Origin of the sequence: Shewanella sp. 10N.286.45.A1, assembly GCF_041470405.1 — a bacterium.
Lineage (GTDB): Bacteria > Pseudomonadota > Gammaproteobacteria > Enterobacterales > Shewanellaceae > Shewanella.
The window spans coordinates 1-15,536 of sequence record NZ_JBFRMK010000129.1; the positions used below are offsets into that span (position 1 = coordinate 1).

Below are 15,536 nucleotides of genomic sequence, written 5' to 3' on the forward strand. Positions count from 1 at the left end.
AATAATCGCGCTGAGCGAGCGATAAAGCCGTTTGTCATTGGTCGTAAGAATTGGCTATTTGCCAATACAGCCAATGGTGCAAACGCGAGTGCCATGCTGTACAGCTTGATAGAAACAGCCAAAGCAAATGGGCTGGTACCCTTCGATTACCTGATGTGCTGCCTCGAGCAGTTACCACTCAAGCCTGAGAGTGTTGATCACTTGCTACCCTGGAGTGTAAAACTAGGCTAGGTGTAGTTAGCCAGACGGATACAGAGAGTGTTAGCCTTTCTGAATGGTTGCCGCCATTCTGCCGCCATGACATACTACTAGTATGGAAATTGGTAGTTACAAATGAAGTAGTCTAAACATCGTTGGTATACCATTGGTCTAAGTGCCTCTAGTCATTTCAAATTGAACGATCGTAAAGCGAAAGTTACTACCAAGGAAATAAGGAACTGAAGTCGAATCGCTTACCAAACCTAGCTTCTCCAGCTGCGCTAAGGTGATTGCCATCCGACCAATAAATATCATTACAATTCATAAAATCAACTGTGAAGTCGTACTTAAAAGCTTCATTTTGGGATACGAAACGTATACTACTCGTTTCTTTTGCTACATTGCTGATATTTAAATCTAATCTCTTAAATGAATTCACTAGGTCGACCTTAGTTGAAAAGTCGAAATCGCAACCCAGCTTTAATATGGTTTTGTCTGAGATTTGAGGCTCTATGCGTGGTCCAAGCCAAACTACATCTGTGTAATTCGATATGGTTTTTAGATACTCATAAGTTTCCGAGATTAACCTTTCGTTTTGTAATAGACGAAAACCAGACTGTTCGTACAGTACACCGCTAAATACGCTTTTGTTAGACTTAACAAAGTCAATAAAATCGCTGTATTGGCAGTTTATGTTCTTGTTATGTGGTCTACATCCGCCTTTTGTAATACCAACAACAAAGGGGCGAGAATATGAAGATATCACAACGCCAAATAAATCTTGAGCATGGCTATCACCAAGTATGGCTAAACCTTCTTTGTATTTGTTATGACAGTCTAAAATTCTTTTTTGATTAGCACTACTTAACTTCTTAACATTAAATCGGCAATCCCCATTGTCTTGTTCACCTTTACCGTTCACACCAAAGTTGCCAACGCTATTATTGATTACTGCATAAGTTTTCTGAGTTTGACTCGTTTGTAAAGATAGCCAAGTATTCTCGAATCCATTCGAAATATAACCAGATATGCCAATAGCAATAAAGAACGCTGAAGCGAGTATTGAGTATGAGAAAATTTCTTTCCTATTAAATACACCTGCCGTTCTGAATGGTTTCTCAACATATTTCCAGCTGATATAACCTACTGGTATCGATAGAAACGCTAAAAACGCAAGTGTAAACTGGCTAGGTTCGGTAATGGCTTGATGTCTAGCAAAAGCTAAGAGTGGTTGATGCCATAAATATGCACTGTAACTAATTAATCCAATTGCTACAAATGGCTTTGTACTCAAAGCTCGGCCAACTAAAGTCTGAGGTGATGAAAAAATAATGATAAGCGCGCAACCAACAGTTGGCACTAAAGCGTAAAAGCTTGGAAAAGGGGTGTCATTATCGAATGCAAAAATAGCATAACTAATCAGAAATAGACCAAGAATCCCAAGTATTTCATCAATTAGTTTATGGGTGGCTAATCCGTGATTGCTCGTGTTTCGATATAGATTATAGAAGGCTATACTTGCCCCAATGGCTATCTCCCATAATCTTGTGGGTAAAAGATAAAATGTTGCAGAAGGCTTATGGTATGCCCCCCAATGGGCCATTAATAGACTGGCTCCAGCCGTAAATAAAAATAAGTAGAGAATCCAATATTGTTTCGACTGCCACATCAGCATGAGGAAAAGCGGAAAAAAGATATAATACTGCTCTTCAACAGCTAAACTCCAGGTATGCAGCAGCGGCATTTTTTCACTTGCCGCTGCCCAATAGCCAGATTCAAACCAAAAATATATATTGGAAGAGAAAGTCGAAACGGCTATCAAACTTTCTGAAAAGTCTTTTAAATCACTTGGAATCATCCATAACCATGCCAAACAAAATGAAACTAGCATGACTAGAAATAGGGCTGGTAATAGCCGTCTTGCGCGTCGTTCATAAAAATTGATGAGAGAAAAGGTTTCTTGCTTCATTTCAGCAAGAATCAGTGTAGTGATCAGATATCCACTAATCACGAAGAAAACATCGACACCAACGAACCCACCACTAAATGCGGAAAACTCCGCATGAAAGAATATAACTGAAATAACAGAAATGGCTCGCAAACCTTCAATTTCGGGACGGTATTTCATTTAATTCCTAAGGTTTTACTAACAGTTTTTTATCCAGGTTTTCCTGTAGTCACTGGCTTTGCTTAACGGACGCACAACATGGTAGTTTAAATTGTTGATGTAAAACAACTATTTTTTGTTCTGAAAAGGGAGTGTAAATAGGAGCTACTTTGAAAGCGAGAAAAGGTGTCAGTTCACTAGAGAGGGTCGTTTACCGGTTATTTTTAGAGCTTAACTAACTGGCTTGTATTGCAGTCGCCATTTTGCCGCCATTCAGATGTGACAAAGGGTTAGCCTTTCGGCTAACCCTTTGTTTTAATTGGTGGAGGCGGCGGGGCTCGAACCCGCGTCCAAAAAGCCTACATCCAAGGCGCTACATGCTTAGTCTCTCTTTTGGTTAACCTTGTAAGCTCCGAAAGACAGGATATTACAAGGCGAGTTCAGTACTGTTTCGCGGTTCACCCCTGAACGTGGTTCCCTCGCTATCAAATGTAAAGGTGACCATCTATATACTCTGCCCATTTGATAAACGTGAGCTAGATGGCTAGCGAGCCTAAGCTGCTAGAGAGTAGTTATCGTCGTTTGCAACTATAACAGTGCGGCTTTTTACGAGGCCAACCGCCCCTCGGCATGCTCCCAGGGTTTCGAGAATCTTGTCGAATCCAGAATCGCCCCCAAGTACAATGTGATTGTAACGCGACCTTTCTTGTTTTACCAAGCATAAAAACCGCATTTACAACCGATTGTTCGTTATACGTACGTTATCTAAACCATACTGACGTTAAAATTACTGTTGAACCGCTTTTTTCATGGTACGAGACTTTTCAATCTGCCATTCGCGATCTTTAGTATCTTCACGCTTATCGTGATCTTTCTTACCTTTACCTAGACCAATCTCGATCTTTACCCATGCACCTTTTTGCCAGTACATTGATATTGGTACGATTGAGTAGCCTTTACGGTCAACTAAGCCTTGTAACTTATCTAGCTCTTTTCGTTTGAGCAGTAACTTACGTGAGCGTAGTGGATCGCACACAACATGTGTTGAGGCGGTATTAAGTGGCGCAATAGTACAACCAAAAAGAAAGGCTTCGCCATCTCTGAGGAATACATAGCTTTCAGACAAGTTGACTTTGCCCATACGAATAGACTTAACTTCCCATCCCATTAGAGATAGGCCAGCTTCCATCTTCTCTTCAAACTTATAGTCGAATGTCGCGCGTTTATTACGTGCGATAGAAGCGGAACTGTTCTTTGAATTTTTTGCGTTTTTCTTAGCCATAGGCAAGCTATTATACGCAGGCATGGCAGATTTGGAATTAGCCAAACCGAAATATTCGCTTATTTGTGACTTCCTTGAAGCGTTTGTCTGCTTTTTGAGCACTCAATAACAGCTATGTGCGGCAAAGATGCGTTTTTTTGTGGTCATGTTAAAATCCAACTATTGAATTTATATTTTTGAGTACTAACTTTAAATGCCACAAATTTCCCGCAATGTATTAGTTCGTTTTAGTGCGATGCAGATGTATGACCTTGTCAATGATGTCGAATCTTATAAAGAGTTCTTGCCGGGTTGTGTGGGTGGCAAAGTATTAGAGTTTGATGGCGAGACCATGGTTGCTTCAGTTGATGTGGCCAAAGCGGGGATAAGTAAGACATTTACTACCCGTAATAAAGTGGTTGCCGGTAAGAGTATAAAACTGCAGTTAGAAAATGGTCCGTTTAAAGAGTTAGTCGGAGAGTGGACATTTACGGAGTTGACTGAAGACGCCTGCAAAGTCGACTTTGAGCTTAACTTTGAGTTCTCAAGCCCGCTCGCGGACTTGGCTTTTGGTAAAGTATTTAAAGAGTTAATGGCATCGATGGTGACGGCGTTTACCAGCAGAGCTAAGGTGATTTACAAATGAGTACTGAGCAAGGGCTGTTCACTGTCGAAATTATCTATGCGCTGCCACATCAGCAAAAATTGATTAAAGTAAACATTGAGCCCGGCACTAGCTGTATCGACGCCGTTAAGCAAAGTGATATGCAGCGTTACTTTCCTGAGATCGATCTTGAGACGGTTAAGTTAGGTATCTTTAGCCGCTCAGTGAAACATTCTGAAGTGTTAAAGCCGGGTCAACGAGTTGAGATTTACCGGCCATTGATTGCTGATCCTAAAGATGTACGCCGCAAGCGTGCAGAAAAAGCTAAAGATGAAGGGCGAGTCAATAAAATTACTGGCGCTAAGCTTTAAAGCCTGTTGAACATCGTGCTTGATAATGATGCTTGTGGATGAAATGGCTTAATTAACGCTTATTTCGGTCGTGATAAAGTACATTGCTGACAAGTTTTGGCTATAAAAAATGCGAGCCTCCATTTAGGAGCTCGCATTGTTGTTTCTGCACTGTGACTATTGGTGGTGACGGGACTAGTCTTTGTCTTCGTCTCTTTCTGATAGTGATTCAGGCTGAGTTTGTTTCTCTTCAACTAAAGGATTTGCTTGAGGACGCTGTTCTGGGATCAAAGGAGCATCTTCAGGCATATTCAACTCCGGTAACTTACTTTCTTCAAGTGGAGTATTAAACTCTTCACTTAAATCATAATCACCTGTAACCGTAACGAGTTTGTCGCCGTCGAAGTTAATAATAAGTTCTTTGTGGATGATGCTAGCATCACGACCACTCTTGTAGTGATAGACAAAATACCAAGTATCGTCTGAAAAACTATCACGAAGCACTGGTCGACCTAGTACATATTCGACCTGTTCTTTAGTCATATCGATTCGCAGCTTTTCAACCTGCTGCTTTTCCATATAGTTACCTTGTGGGATGTCTGGCTTATAGATTAACCAGTCAAAAACACCACAACCACTAAGTGAAAGTGTGAGCGCAGCAGCGCCCAAAAGGGTAATACTTCTTTTTTTAATTGTCATTGAGTGCGCTACTTCATAAAAATCTGTCGGTCATAATACCCAAGCAATCCCCTATCTGACAAGGGCTATTGTCGCAGAGTATGCTCAGGTTGTTGATTTATACTGTTCCTCAGTTTTAACACCGAGGCTACATAAGCTGTTTATATTGAGTCATAAACTGATAATTAGTTCATTGCTATGAGGATTTTTCTTGGTATTAGCTGATAAACGGTAGAGTTGAATGAGTCTATATTAAGTCAATTAATAACTAATTTTTAGTGACTTATGTAAATGTTGCACTATTTCAGCCTTGCTGCTGTATATCTTGATGGGCGGTCGAAGGTTTGGAGTGCTTATCTACTTTTATGCTCTGTTGCTTAAATGGGAAGTGCGGCTAAGGGCTGTCGGCTTTACTTGGCTTAATAACAATTTAGCGGCTTAGTACTGAGTAATTTGTCTGTTTATTGAAATTTTTCAAAAAAATTCATGCAAAACCAATATTTATTGTGATGTTAGTCACAATACACCTAGAGTTTATCCTTGTTCGTTTTGTTGGTCTTTAGTTACTTTAACGTAAACGTAAGATTAAAACGATCGTTTAATTTTTGTTTTGTTAACCTATTACTTAACTTATTGGTAATTAATGACTTATTTAACTAACGCTCAAGTTAGTTGTAAACGATAACGACTCATAGGCTGATTATTTCTGTTCACTATAACTGTATTTATATTATTACAGTAGGTAATTAAATTACGGATTAGAATTCAACTCAAGTGTCATGGTCAATTTGTCTTACAAGAGCTTACACTTGTATTCAAATGAGTATCTTTTATTGCCTATGCCTTTGTTATTATTGTATTTATCGTTTTGTTTGTTTATGTTTTTTCTCTTGTTTCTAGATTTTTACTCGTGAGTCATTGACTGCTGAACAGGGCAGCAAGGCTTGCATCGTTTCTGTTTTGTCGTTAGTTTTTTGTTGCAAATAACCACATCTTGCTTGGGACACTGACTAATAGAGAGCTTAGCTTCTAATAGCTAAGATGGACGTCAAGCGGATAGGGCAAACAGAGTTGGTTTTAACCATCTGGCTAACAGGCAATACGGTTTGGAGAATAGGTTTATGGCAGAGCAAATAACAATGGATAACGGTATTACAGCAGACGAGATTGTTATCAATGCTGATTCTGTCAAAGGGCAAGACACGGTATTAACAGAAGGCGCACGGAGTTTATTAAAAACCTTATGTAAGCATTTCGCTGCTGATGTACCAACCTTGCTGGCAAACAGAAAGGTTAAACAAGCTTTAATCGATAACGGTCAATTACCTGACTTTCTACCACAAACAAAATCATTGCGTGAGAGTGAATGGAAAGTTAGAGGGATCCCCAACGACCTTCAAGATAGGCGTGTTGAAATCACCGGTCCTGTCGATCGAAAAATGGTGATCAATGCACTCAATGCCAATGCAAAAGTATTTATGGCTGACTTTGAAGATTCTCTAGCGCCGAGTTGGGAGAAGATTGTAGCTGGGCAAATCAATTTACGTGACGCTGTTGCGGGTGATATCAGCTATACCGCTGCCGAAACTGGTAAGTCATACACATTAGGTGATGATCCCGCAGTGCTTATTTGCCGAGTTCGAGGACTGCATATGTTAGAAAAGCATGTCAGTTTTGCAGAGCAAGCGATACCAGCCAGCTTATTTGATTTTTGTATCTATTTTTATAATAACTATCGCCAACTATTGAATAAGGGCAGCGGTCCTTACTTCTATATTCCTAAGCTAGAAAGTCATCTTGAGGCACGATGGTGGGCTAAGGTATTTGCTTTTGTAGAGGAGCGCTTTTGTCTGCAACCTGGCACCATCAAATGTACTTGCCTCATTGAGACCTTACCTGCTGTTTTTGAGATGGATGAGATCCTATTTGAACTGCGATCAAACATCGTCGCGCTCAACTGTGGACGTTGGGATTATATCTTTAGCTATATTAAAACCTTAAATAACCATAGTGACCGCATATTGCCTGACAGACAGTCAGTCACTATGGATACACCTTTCCTTAGCGCTTATTCACGCTTGTTGGTTAAAACTTGTCATAAACGTGGCGCGTTAGCCATGGGAGGAATGGCGGCATTCATTCCTTCTAAGGATGCAACTGAGAATCAACAGATTTTAGATAAAGTGCGTCAAGACAAACAGCTCGAAGCGCGCAATGGCCATGATGGCACTTGGGTTGCCCATCCAGGGTTGGCTAATACCGCCATGGAGATCTTCAATGAGTATATTGGCGAAGATCATGTCAATCAGTTGCATATTACTCGTGATGTGGATGCTCCCATCCTAGCCCATGAACTGTTGGCTGCTTGTGATGGTGAGCGCACCGAAATAGGTATGCGCCGAAATATTCGTATTGCCCTGCAATACACTGAGGCTTGGATCAACGGAAATGGCTGTGTGCCAATCTATGGGCTGATGGAAGATGCGGCTACCGCCGAAATTGCCAGAACCTCTATTTGGCAATGGATTAAGCATTCACAGCACTTATCTAACGGTGTGTTAGTGACTAAAGCACTGTTTAAAGAGATGTTAGTACAAGAGCTTGCACAGGTTAAGGAGGAGGTGGGCGCTGAAAGGTTTACCCATGGTCGTTTCACAGAAGCCGCGGTTATTCTTGAGCAAATTACTACAGCAGATGAGTTGGTGGATTTTATTACTCAGTCTGGTTACGAGCTGCTTGTTAGCTAGCCCAGTATTTGGGCTATAGATGTTCAATTTGAAGTTGGTATTAGAGTTTTAGTTTTGGCTGCCTTTTGCAGCTTGTGTCCCCCGCGGAGTATTCCTACGTGCTACGCGGGTTTTTAATTAAATAGCGCTGCCTACTTCCCAGTAAGGCGATTGCTACTACGCTAGTGATTGGCGGCTCCTCGGAGTCGCATTTTTTTCCTAAATTTTACTGCGCTAAAATTACCAATTAGAAAGATTACTAATTAAAAAATGATTACGTTTTCATCCATATCTTCAATATGTGCTTACTTCGCCAAAGCAAAGCGCTTGGCTTTAGCTGCTGTACTGCTACCTGACTTTCACACTGTTTGGTTGTTCCAGCACTGAGCCGATGGTGGTTAACCGGTAACACTTAAAAAATACCAGTCAAATAGGCGACTAAAGGCTCAGCAACCTGCACTTTGGAGTGATTGCGTATACAATTAAGTTTACTATTATTTAAAATAAACGCGGATCACAACCATAATAAAACGCGATATCTTCAAATCAAATTTGATGGTTTATCCTGTCATAAGCAGAGTATTAATTGAAAGCGAACAGCATACAAGAAAGCAAATTGAGAGGGACTGACTATTGGACACACAGGATCAGTGAGCAAGAGATGCCTGCGTTATGCTCTACGGTCAGCACATTAGAAAAATTGACCAAAGATGATGTCTCCTCCCTAGCAATTTTAGGCCAGAGTGTCATGCATGATAATGCACTTACCTCGCGTATTTTACGGGTTGCTAACAGTGTGACATACAGTAAAGGGATCACCCAGGTGACGACGGTGAGTAAAGCTGCTGTGGTCTTAGGGTTTGATGCCATTAAAAATATCTGCATTACCACCAAATTGCTTAGTAGCTTGCTAGAGTCGCAGGGGCTTTCAGAAGATGTTTATAAACGGTTATTGAGTTTGATGGCAAAGTCTTTTCAAGCTGCAATGTTCACTCGAATGCTGATGCAAGGGCATGATGAAGAGCTACAGGAAGAGGTTTTTATTGCCTCTTTGTTATATCACTTGGGAGAAAGTGCCTTTTGGAGTACGGGTTGCGCTGAGACCTTAGTGTTGGATAGTAAGCTTAATCGGTGTGAATCATCAGTTGAATGCGAACAAGCAGTTAGAGAAGTACTAGGTACGAGTTTTAAGCAGCTGTCAGCAGGGATCGCAAGGAACTGGGGACTAGGCAGTGTTTTGATTCAGTCGCTCAGTCAGCCTGATGAAAGAACACCTGAAATTCGTAGTATTTTTCTGGCAAACAAGCTTAGCGATCTACTGTCGCAAACACCGCCGCCAGTGCTTGAACTATCAAAAAGGTTAAAGCAAGCGGCGAATATTCTTGATATTGAGGTGGATGAACTTAAAGGACGTATGATCCGATGCCAGAAAGCGACGGAGTTAATGGCTGACGCGTACGGCGCAAAAGCATTAATTGATTATCTACCAGATGCCAAACATTTATTGCTTGAACATGATGAGCCAGCTCCACAATCCGTTATTAGGGGCTCAGATCCTTTAGAGCAACTACGGTGCCTTCGTGCATTAACCCAGTGCGCATTAAATAAATCTGATTTTAATCAGGTATTGTCTCTGGCACTTCAAGGTGTACTGCAAGGTGTTGGGGTCGATCGCTGTGCAGTATTGTTGTTAACCCCCAATAGGAAAGCTTTACACCCACGTATCGTGTTAGGCGATGGTGCTATTGATATGAAAAACAATTTCTCCATTGAACTTGGTGGGACAAAAAATTTGTTCCAAGAGGCCATTCAAATCAAAAGCGCTCTGTTTGTTGATAACCCGCATTCAGCTAAGTGGCGGCTTTACATGGATGATGCGCTGCGAAGCTTAGTCTCCCCAACAGGATTTATGGTCGCGCCTTTGATAATGGACCATACCGTTATCGGCGTGCTATATGCTGACAGAGACAGCTCTGGCCGGCGCTTAAGCGAAGAGGATTTTTTAGGTTTTAGCCATTTTGCAGAACTTTCAAATGTCTGTTTTTCTACCAGTATGAAATAATCTCTAAAGCCAGTAGGCGCCTTATCTTGGTATATACCCGTTCTACTTGAATATGCTAGTTTCAGAGGCATTATGCCAGTTCAATTTTAGGCGCATAAATGTAGAAATAGTTACCCCCTTTTAACACTACTTAGGTTGGGCAGCCTTTATCTGCGAGGTGATCTCTTTAGCTATTTGATTGGGTATAGGAAAGCTCAAATGATACTGAGCAATTTTCCACCCTTGAGCGGTGTTGATCAAGGTTCCTGTGCCTCGGCTCACGCCGTAAGACTCGCTATGTAAAATCTCGTCGAACCAAATGACATCACCATGCTGGGTCATCTTTCTGCTTGTGAGATCATAGCGCCAGCCCTTTGTAGGCCGAGCGTATTGTTCAAACTGGGCTTTATCCCAATGCTCATTGACATCAGTGCCGATAAATATGCCGTTATCAGCGTACAAAGAAAAGTAGTTATCCCAATCAGCATTGGCCGAATAGGTATTAAGGTTATCGAGTAAGGCCGCAGCTTGCTGCTTAGCGTTACTTTGTTCAGTATCATGGGCGTTAACCCCGAAACTGCAAAATAACAATAGAGTTGAGATCAGCGCGAACGTTGTGGATTTTAATGAACTTACTCTTTGCATAAGGCTCTCTTTTTATTATTTATTAGCTTAATCATTTAATGAGCAAGGCTAGCATTATTTCTGCTTTCAATGCCAGTTAACAGGATCGAGTTGGTAGAATGAACTCACCTCATGGTACAGGGCAGGGTGCTGGGCAATGAATTCATGCGGCTGCTCGAAAAACACTTCACTTATCACAGCAAAGAATTCAGCAGGGTTCGTCGCGCCATAATAGCTAAACAGTGAATACTGCTGATGTTGGCTAGCCTCTACCAGTTGTTGGTACTCCTGCATCATCACGTTTGACCAAGATGCGTAGTCTTTAGTGTGACCGAGTATAGGAGCGCCATTTGCATTGCCATCTTCTTGATCAAGTTGATGAGCAAATTCGTGAATAACAACATTACTGCCGTCATCGGGAATTGCCGCTCCCTCCTTAGTCGTTTGCCACGATAAGATGACTTTGCCATGCTGCCAAGACTCGCCAGACAACACTCTACGCCGCTCCGAGACCAAACCATTACTGTCGCGTTGCTCATTGCTAACAATAAATACTGATGGATAGACTAGGATCTCTTTTAAATGAGGGTAGTAATCGGTTTTTCGATTTAGCAGTAAAAGACACGCTTGGGCGGCAACGGTGACACGAATTTCATCATCAATCACGAGGCCATCGCAACCAACAAACTGCTTTTCAGCAATAAACACTTGTATATGCTTCTTTAGTTGCAGTTGTAAGTCGGCTGGTAAGGAGCGGAAAAATGGGATCCGTTTCTTTAAAATAGCTCGCCAAGCGTTTGGAAATGGCTGTTGAGTGAACTTTTTTCTGCGTAGGTTTACACGCCAATTACGGCTAGCTATCCAGAAAATAGCACTACAGCTAATGAGAAGTATCAGTATGATCGCGAGCATCAGCTCCCCTTTACCTAACAAAGCAATCGCTCTGTTTGTATTTTAATTGGACGATGTTAATGATATGTGGACAGATTCGTGCAATTTCAATAGCGGCTTGATATTAGAAGATTTGGATTGTTGCAAAAGGGCTTGTGACGATGAAAAAAATTGCTGGCAGATTAAATTGAGAACTATGGTTAAAACGTTTGATAAGACTTTTCCATATTCTGCCAGCTAAGTTGGGAGGGCTACTCAACAATAATTCGTTTCTCTATCTCTCTTCGTTCTTGTGGTGTCATACTAAAATAGTGTTCAATTAAAAAGCGTATCAACTTTGACTTGGCAACATCGCCGTCATCAGCTAACGCTGCTAAGTGAGCTATTGCCGATTCACTAAGGGTGAAAGTGGCTTTTCTAAACGGCGCATCTCCTTTTATGACTTTCTTAATGTTCTGCTGAACATAAATCTCTTCAGAGCTCGAATGCGTAGTCAGTACACTTTGGCTCGTTGAACCTGTCTCTAACTGGTTTTTTTTAACATTTAACTCAATGATTTTATTTGTTACTGGAGAGCGTTGCTGCTCTCCAATAGCATAGCGACTGGCATCATTAATGAAATCATCAATTAAATCGTCTAATGCCAGCTGACTTGTCTGAATCTGTTGATGAGTCGATTTAGACGGCGTAGAGTTTTTCTTGAGATCGGTCAGACCCATATTCACCTCTCATCTTTTTCATCTTTTTCTCTGCAATGCGATTACGGATCTCAGTAGCATTCGCGACTTGCAACATTTCAGTGGCGATACCTCGGATCTCATTGGCTGCCTTACCCTTTGGCTCTATCTCTAGTACAGATAAGCCAGACTCTTCACTATCATCATAAATGTTACGGCTATAGGTAATGGCATCAAGTACATTGATATCGTAGGTTTTACAGACTTCTTTTGCTTCAAAAATGCGATTTGCCTGATTAGGTAAACTCGGGCATTGAGTGATTACGAAGGTCGCGCGCATTTTTGGGTTTATCATCATGCAGGTTGCGACGATGTCATCCATGTGGCTGACCGTTTTAAGATCGCGTCGTTTAGGCCTGAGTGGCATTAATACATGGGAGGCTACAGACATGGTGGCGCGAAGTGCCAGGTTATCTTGGCCACCACAATCGACAATGACGTAGTCATAGTGCTGTTCGAGGCTTAGCAAGTCGTTGCGTATTTTGCCGTATAACTGCACACAATTAATGCTGGGTAAGTCAGCATTATTATTTCTGGCATGGATCCAGTCTGATGTAGTGCGTTGAGGGTCGCAGTCAACCATAATTACAGAAGCTTGGCATTCTGCCGTTAGAAATACGGCTATGTTTTGCGCTAAACAGCTTTTACCACTGCCGCCTTTTTCACCACCTACTAATATAATCATGCTTTGTCCTCGAGTACGCGTTTATTTATCTGGCTGTGTCTATTTGATTACCTTGAGCTGTTGCTTGCGTACTGGTTTTATTGGGGAAGTTTCTATTGACTTCATGTGCCCAATGCAACAGCTGTGATATTAATTTAGGCAGGGATTGCTATAAGGTCAACTGCATGATTTTTGACGTTTTTATTTCAATTGACTGGCGAACTTTTTTTGACGCAAACACTATGTTTGATGGTTTTTTGACACTCTGAGCTTTTAGACCCCAGCTTAAATTGGTTTGTTAAATTTATTAGGTACTTAGGTTGGTAATGTATCTTTAATTTATCTCGAATTAGGCCTCGATTAGGATCGCGAATGGCTAATTATTTATCACTCTTTAGTTTGATATTCCTCAGGTGAATTAAAAATAAATTTTTATGCAAATTGAGTATATAGGTTTATGGGCTCCTAAACAGTTGAAACGACAATGTTTGTGATAAATGCTCTCGCTCATTTTGTGCGTTGTGGTTATTTTATCTACTGGATCGCTAAATGATAGCGCTTTTATACGCCAATTGGATACCTATTGCTAACAGAGCTGTCACGGTTTGGGTTCAGCGTTAAAAGGCTAGTGTTTTAGAGTCTGATACAGGACTGATGACTTTATTTGGCAAAATTATTTACGCCAATGGAGCCTTACCCATGTTAGGCTTTGCCGATTGAACCGTTACCGTTATGAGTGTGGGAATAGCACAGTGGACGAGAAGTTATTACAAGAAGCGATAGGTCAGAAGATGCCATTTGGAAAGTATGCAGGTCGCTATCTACTCGAACTACCTGAACCCTATTTAGTGTGGTTTCACTCAAAAGGATTCCCACAAGGTAAGCTTGGTCAACAACTAGCCTTAATGTATGAAGTGAAGCTCAATGGCCTTGAGGGGATGTTGCAACCACTCCTTGATAAAGTCAAACAGGCTAGATCTCGATAATTAACCATGGCTTATTAGAAAGTTCCTTGCTAGGGCAAAATTACCTTTGGAATGAGAGTTGGATCTAATAGTTGATGATTTGATTATGATTAGTGACGAGTATTAGAGATTTATACTTTATTGCGTGCTTTAATATATCTGAATTGAAATATTTGATTGATAACTTTTAAAGGAAATTTCCGATGATAGCTAAACTAGTTAAATTGGCTGCTGCAGCAACACTTGCTCTTGGTATGTCTAGCGCTTGGGCTCAAGGTGTTATGCATGAAGGTACTGTCATGGACACTATGAATGGCGGCGGTTATACCTACGTACAAATTAAAGAAGCTGACAAAACATTCTGGGCAGCTGGTCCACAGGTTGAAGTTAAAAAAGGCGACACTGTAGTTGTTCAAGAGCAGATGTGGATGAATGATTTTGCCAGCAAAACATTAAACCGCACTTTTGATGAACTATTGTTTGTTGGCCGTATCGACAAAAAATAGATCCGATATTGATTGCTGACTAAAGCAATCGAAATCAAGCTATAAAGAAAACGGCGTAGACTCAGTCTGCGCCGTTTTCTTTTGCCATCATTTAGCGCAGAATAACGCTATTGTTTTGCTTTATTAGCCATCATGTTCAAATTAATTCCCTACCAAAAACAGTATGCGACTCAAGTGAGTCAGCTTTTTCATCTGGCTATCAATGCCATTGATGACGATGTTTACTCAAAAATCGAGCAACAAGCTTGGTCATACTCACCGCGTTCTCGCTATCACTGGCATAAAAGGCTTACTCGGTCTAAAACATGGTTGATGATCGAAAGCGACCAACATCAGGACGGCGTTCCTTTATGCTGCGGGGTGATAAACCTTGAGACGCATTTCCATAGCCGCGGTTATATCGATAGCCTCTATGTTCACCCTGACTTTCAACATCAAGGGATTGCAACTACGCTACTGCTAGAGCTTGAAGCATGGGCTATGTCAGCTAACATCGGCAGTTTATCTGTTGATGCATCAAAGTTATCTAAGCCACTTTTTCTGGCGCATGGCTTTAAACAGCAGCATCGCAGTTACCAAGAGAAACGTGGCCAAATTATAATGGGCTTTCTCATGAGTAAGCCACTAATCGTATCAGGGGATAACTAACGTGAGCAAAGAGCGCCGAGTTCGATTATTGACTAAAGCCGACGTTGGGCAGTTGGCCGAAGTGTTTCACTTGAGTATTACGCAAGCTGCTGCAAGTCATTATAGTGAAGAGGAGAGAGCGGTTTGGTCTCCGGCGCTTCGCTCTGACGATGAGTGGTTATTACGATTAGCCCCAACCGTCACTTGGGTTGCTGAAGAGGAGGCGTTTATTAGTGGGTTTATCAATTTAAAACCCACTATAGAAACTCTCGGTAGTGACGGGGAACCGGTATTATCTGCAGAAGTTGATTGTCTGTTTACTCATCCAAGTTTTGTCGGTAAAGGCGTTGCTTCACAGCTTTATCAATGTTTAGAACAGTACGCTATAGCGCAGCAAATTTCAGAGTTAACGGTTGAAGCATCTTATTTGGCTAAGCCTTTTTTCGAGAAACAGGGTTATCGAGTGTTATCTAAGAATGAGCACTCGCGCGCCGATCAAGTGCTGGTTAACTTTAGTATGCGTAAAACACTCGAGTTTTGACTAATACCAATTGCAT

At 41.3% G+C, this 15,536-nt stretch carries 16 protein-coding genes and 1 other RNA gene; 9 read left to right on the forward strand and 8 right to left on the reverse strand.

Going from position 1 to position 15,536, the window contains the following annotated elements:
- Window positions 1-231, forward strand: a 231-nt coding sequence (locus tag AB4238_RS10835; protein WP_372033460.1) for a transposase domain-containing protein, incomplete at its 5' end; no start/stop codon positions are given.
- A gap of 187 nt (window positions 232-418) precedes the next feature.
- Here AB4238_RS10835 and AB4238_RS10840 read toward each other — a convergent pair.
- The 3 genes from AB4238_RS10840 to smpB form a co-directional block, all read right to left on the reverse strand.
- Entirely contained in the window at window positions 419-2,326 is a 1,908-nt protein-coding gene (locus AB4238_RS10840; RefSeq protein ID WP_372033461.1) for an acyltransferase family protein, read from the reverse strand.
- Between the two features lie 299 nt (window positions 2,327-2,625).
- Window positions 2,626-2,981, reverse strand: a transfer-messenger RNA (tmRNA) gene (ssrA, locus tag AB4238_RS10845).
- Window positions 2,982-3,092: 111 nt separating this feature from the next.
- The gene (smpB, locus tag AB4238_RS10850; protein ID WP_044556307.1) at window positions 3,093-3,587 is read right to left on the reverse strand and encodes an SsrA-binding protein SmpB; all 495 of its coding nucleotides are present in this window, start codon (window positions 3,585-3,587) and stop codon (window positions 3,093-3,095) included.
- Window positions 3,588-3,780: 193 nt separating this feature from the next.
- On the opposite strand from smpB, the gene AB4238_RS10855 reads away from it, so the two are divergent.
- Window positions 3,781-4,212: an SRPBCC family protein gene (locus AB4238_RS10855; protein ID WP_372033462.1), complete on the forward strand. Its 432-nt coding sequence runs from the start codon at window positions 3,781-3,783 to the stop codon at window positions 4,210-4,212.
- Window positions 4,209-4,541: an RnfH family protein gene (locus tag AB4238_RS10860; RefSeq protein ID WP_372033463.1), complete on the forward strand. Its 333-nt coding sequence runs from the start codon at window positions 4,209-4,211 to the stop codon at window positions 4,539-4,541. Before AB4238_RS10855 ends, AB4238_RS10860 begins: the two co-directional genes overlap by 4 nt.
- A 174-nt stretch (window positions 4,542-4,715) precedes the next feature.
- On the opposite strand, the gene AB4238_RS10865 is transcribed toward AB4238_RS10860, so the two are convergent.
- Window positions 4,716-5,219, reverse strand: coding sequence for an outer membrane protein assembly factor BamE (locus tag AB4238_RS10865; RefSeq protein ID WP_372033464.1), 504 nt, complete (start codon window positions 5,217-5,219; stop codon window positions 4,716-4,718).
- Window positions 5,220-6,337: 1,118 nt separating this feature from the next.
- Here AB4238_RS10865 and aceB point away from each other — a divergent pair.
- Together aceB and AB4238_RS10875 are read left to right on the forward strand one after the other, a co-directional pair.
- Window positions 6,338-7,945, forward strand: coding sequence for a malate synthase A (gene aceB, locus AB4238_RS10870; RefSeq protein ID WP_372033471.1), 1,608 nt, complete (start codon window positions 6,338-6,340; stop codon window positions 7,943-7,945).
- Window positions 7,946-8,585: 640 nt separating this feature from the next.
- Complete coding sequence (locus AB4238_RS10875) at window positions 8,586-9,986, forward strand: HDOD domain-containing protein (RefSeq protein ID WP_372033472.1); 1,401 nt, start codon at window positions 8,586-8,588, stop codon at window positions 9,984-9,986.
- Window positions 9,987-10,112: 126 nt separating this feature from the next.
- Here the strand turns inward: AB4238_RS10875 and AB4238_RS10880 are convergent, their stop codons facing one another.
- The 4 genes from AB4238_RS10880 to AB4238_RS10895 form a co-directional block, all read right to left on the reverse strand.
- A complete protein-coding gene (locus AB4238_RS10880; protein WP_372033465.1) occupies window positions 10,113-10,610 on the reverse strand; it encodes a nuclear transport factor 2 family protein in 498 nt (165 codons plus the stop codon).
- Between the two features lie 66 nt (window positions 10,611-10,676).
- Entirely contained in the window at window positions 10,677-11,501 is an 825-nt protein-coding gene (locus tag AB4238_RS10885; RefSeq protein WP_372033466.1) for a zinc-dependent peptidase, read from the reverse strand.
- Window positions 11,502-11,731: 230 nt separating this feature from the next.
- A complete protein-coding gene (locus tag AB4238_RS10890; RefSeq protein ID WP_372033467.1) occupies window positions 11,732-12,199 on the reverse strand; it encodes a CopG family transcriptional regulator in 468 nt (155 codons plus the stop codon).
- On the reverse strand, window positions 12,159-12,902 hold the full coding sequence (locus tag AB4238_RS10895) for an AAA family ATPase (protein ID WP_248974102.1): 744 nt from the start codon (window positions 12,900-12,902) through the stop codon (window positions 12,159-12,161). The genes AB4238_RS10890 and AB4238_RS10895 overlap by 41 nt, the downstream gene beginning before the upstream one ends.
- A gap of 731 nt (window positions 12,903-13,633) precedes the next feature.
- On the opposite strand from AB4238_RS10895, the gene AB4238_RS10900 reads away from it, so the two are divergent.
- The 4 genes from AB4238_RS10900 (at window position 13,634) to AB4238_RS10915 (ending at window position 15,520) form a co-directional block, all read left to right on the forward strand.
- Entirely contained in the window at window positions 13,634-13,867 is a 234-nt protein-coding gene (locus AB4238_RS10900) for a DUF3820 family protein (RefSeq protein WP_372033468.1), read from the forward strand.
- Window positions 13,868-14,049: 182 nt separating this feature from the next.
- A complete protein-coding gene (locus tag AB4238_RS10905) occupies window positions 14,050-14,352 on the forward strand; it encodes a hypothetical protein (protein ID WP_020911606.1) in 303 nt (100 codons plus the stop codon).
- Window positions 14,353-14,484: 132 nt separating this feature from the next.
- Window positions 14,485-15,000 carry a GNAT family N-acetyltransferase gene (locus tag AB4238_RS10910; protein WP_372033469.1) on the forward strand — a complete coding sequence of 172 codons (516 nt, stop codon included), beginning with the start codon at window positions 14,485-14,487 and terminating at the stop codon, window positions 14,998-15,000.
- Between the two features lies 1 nt (window position 15,001).
- Window positions 15,002-15,520, forward strand: coding sequence for a GNAT family N-acetyltransferase (locus tag AB4238_RS10915; RefSeq protein WP_372033470.1), 519 nt, complete (start codon window positions 15,002-15,004; stop codon window positions 15,518-15,520).
- The last annotated feature ends 16 nt before the right edge of the window (window positions 15,521-15,536 follow it).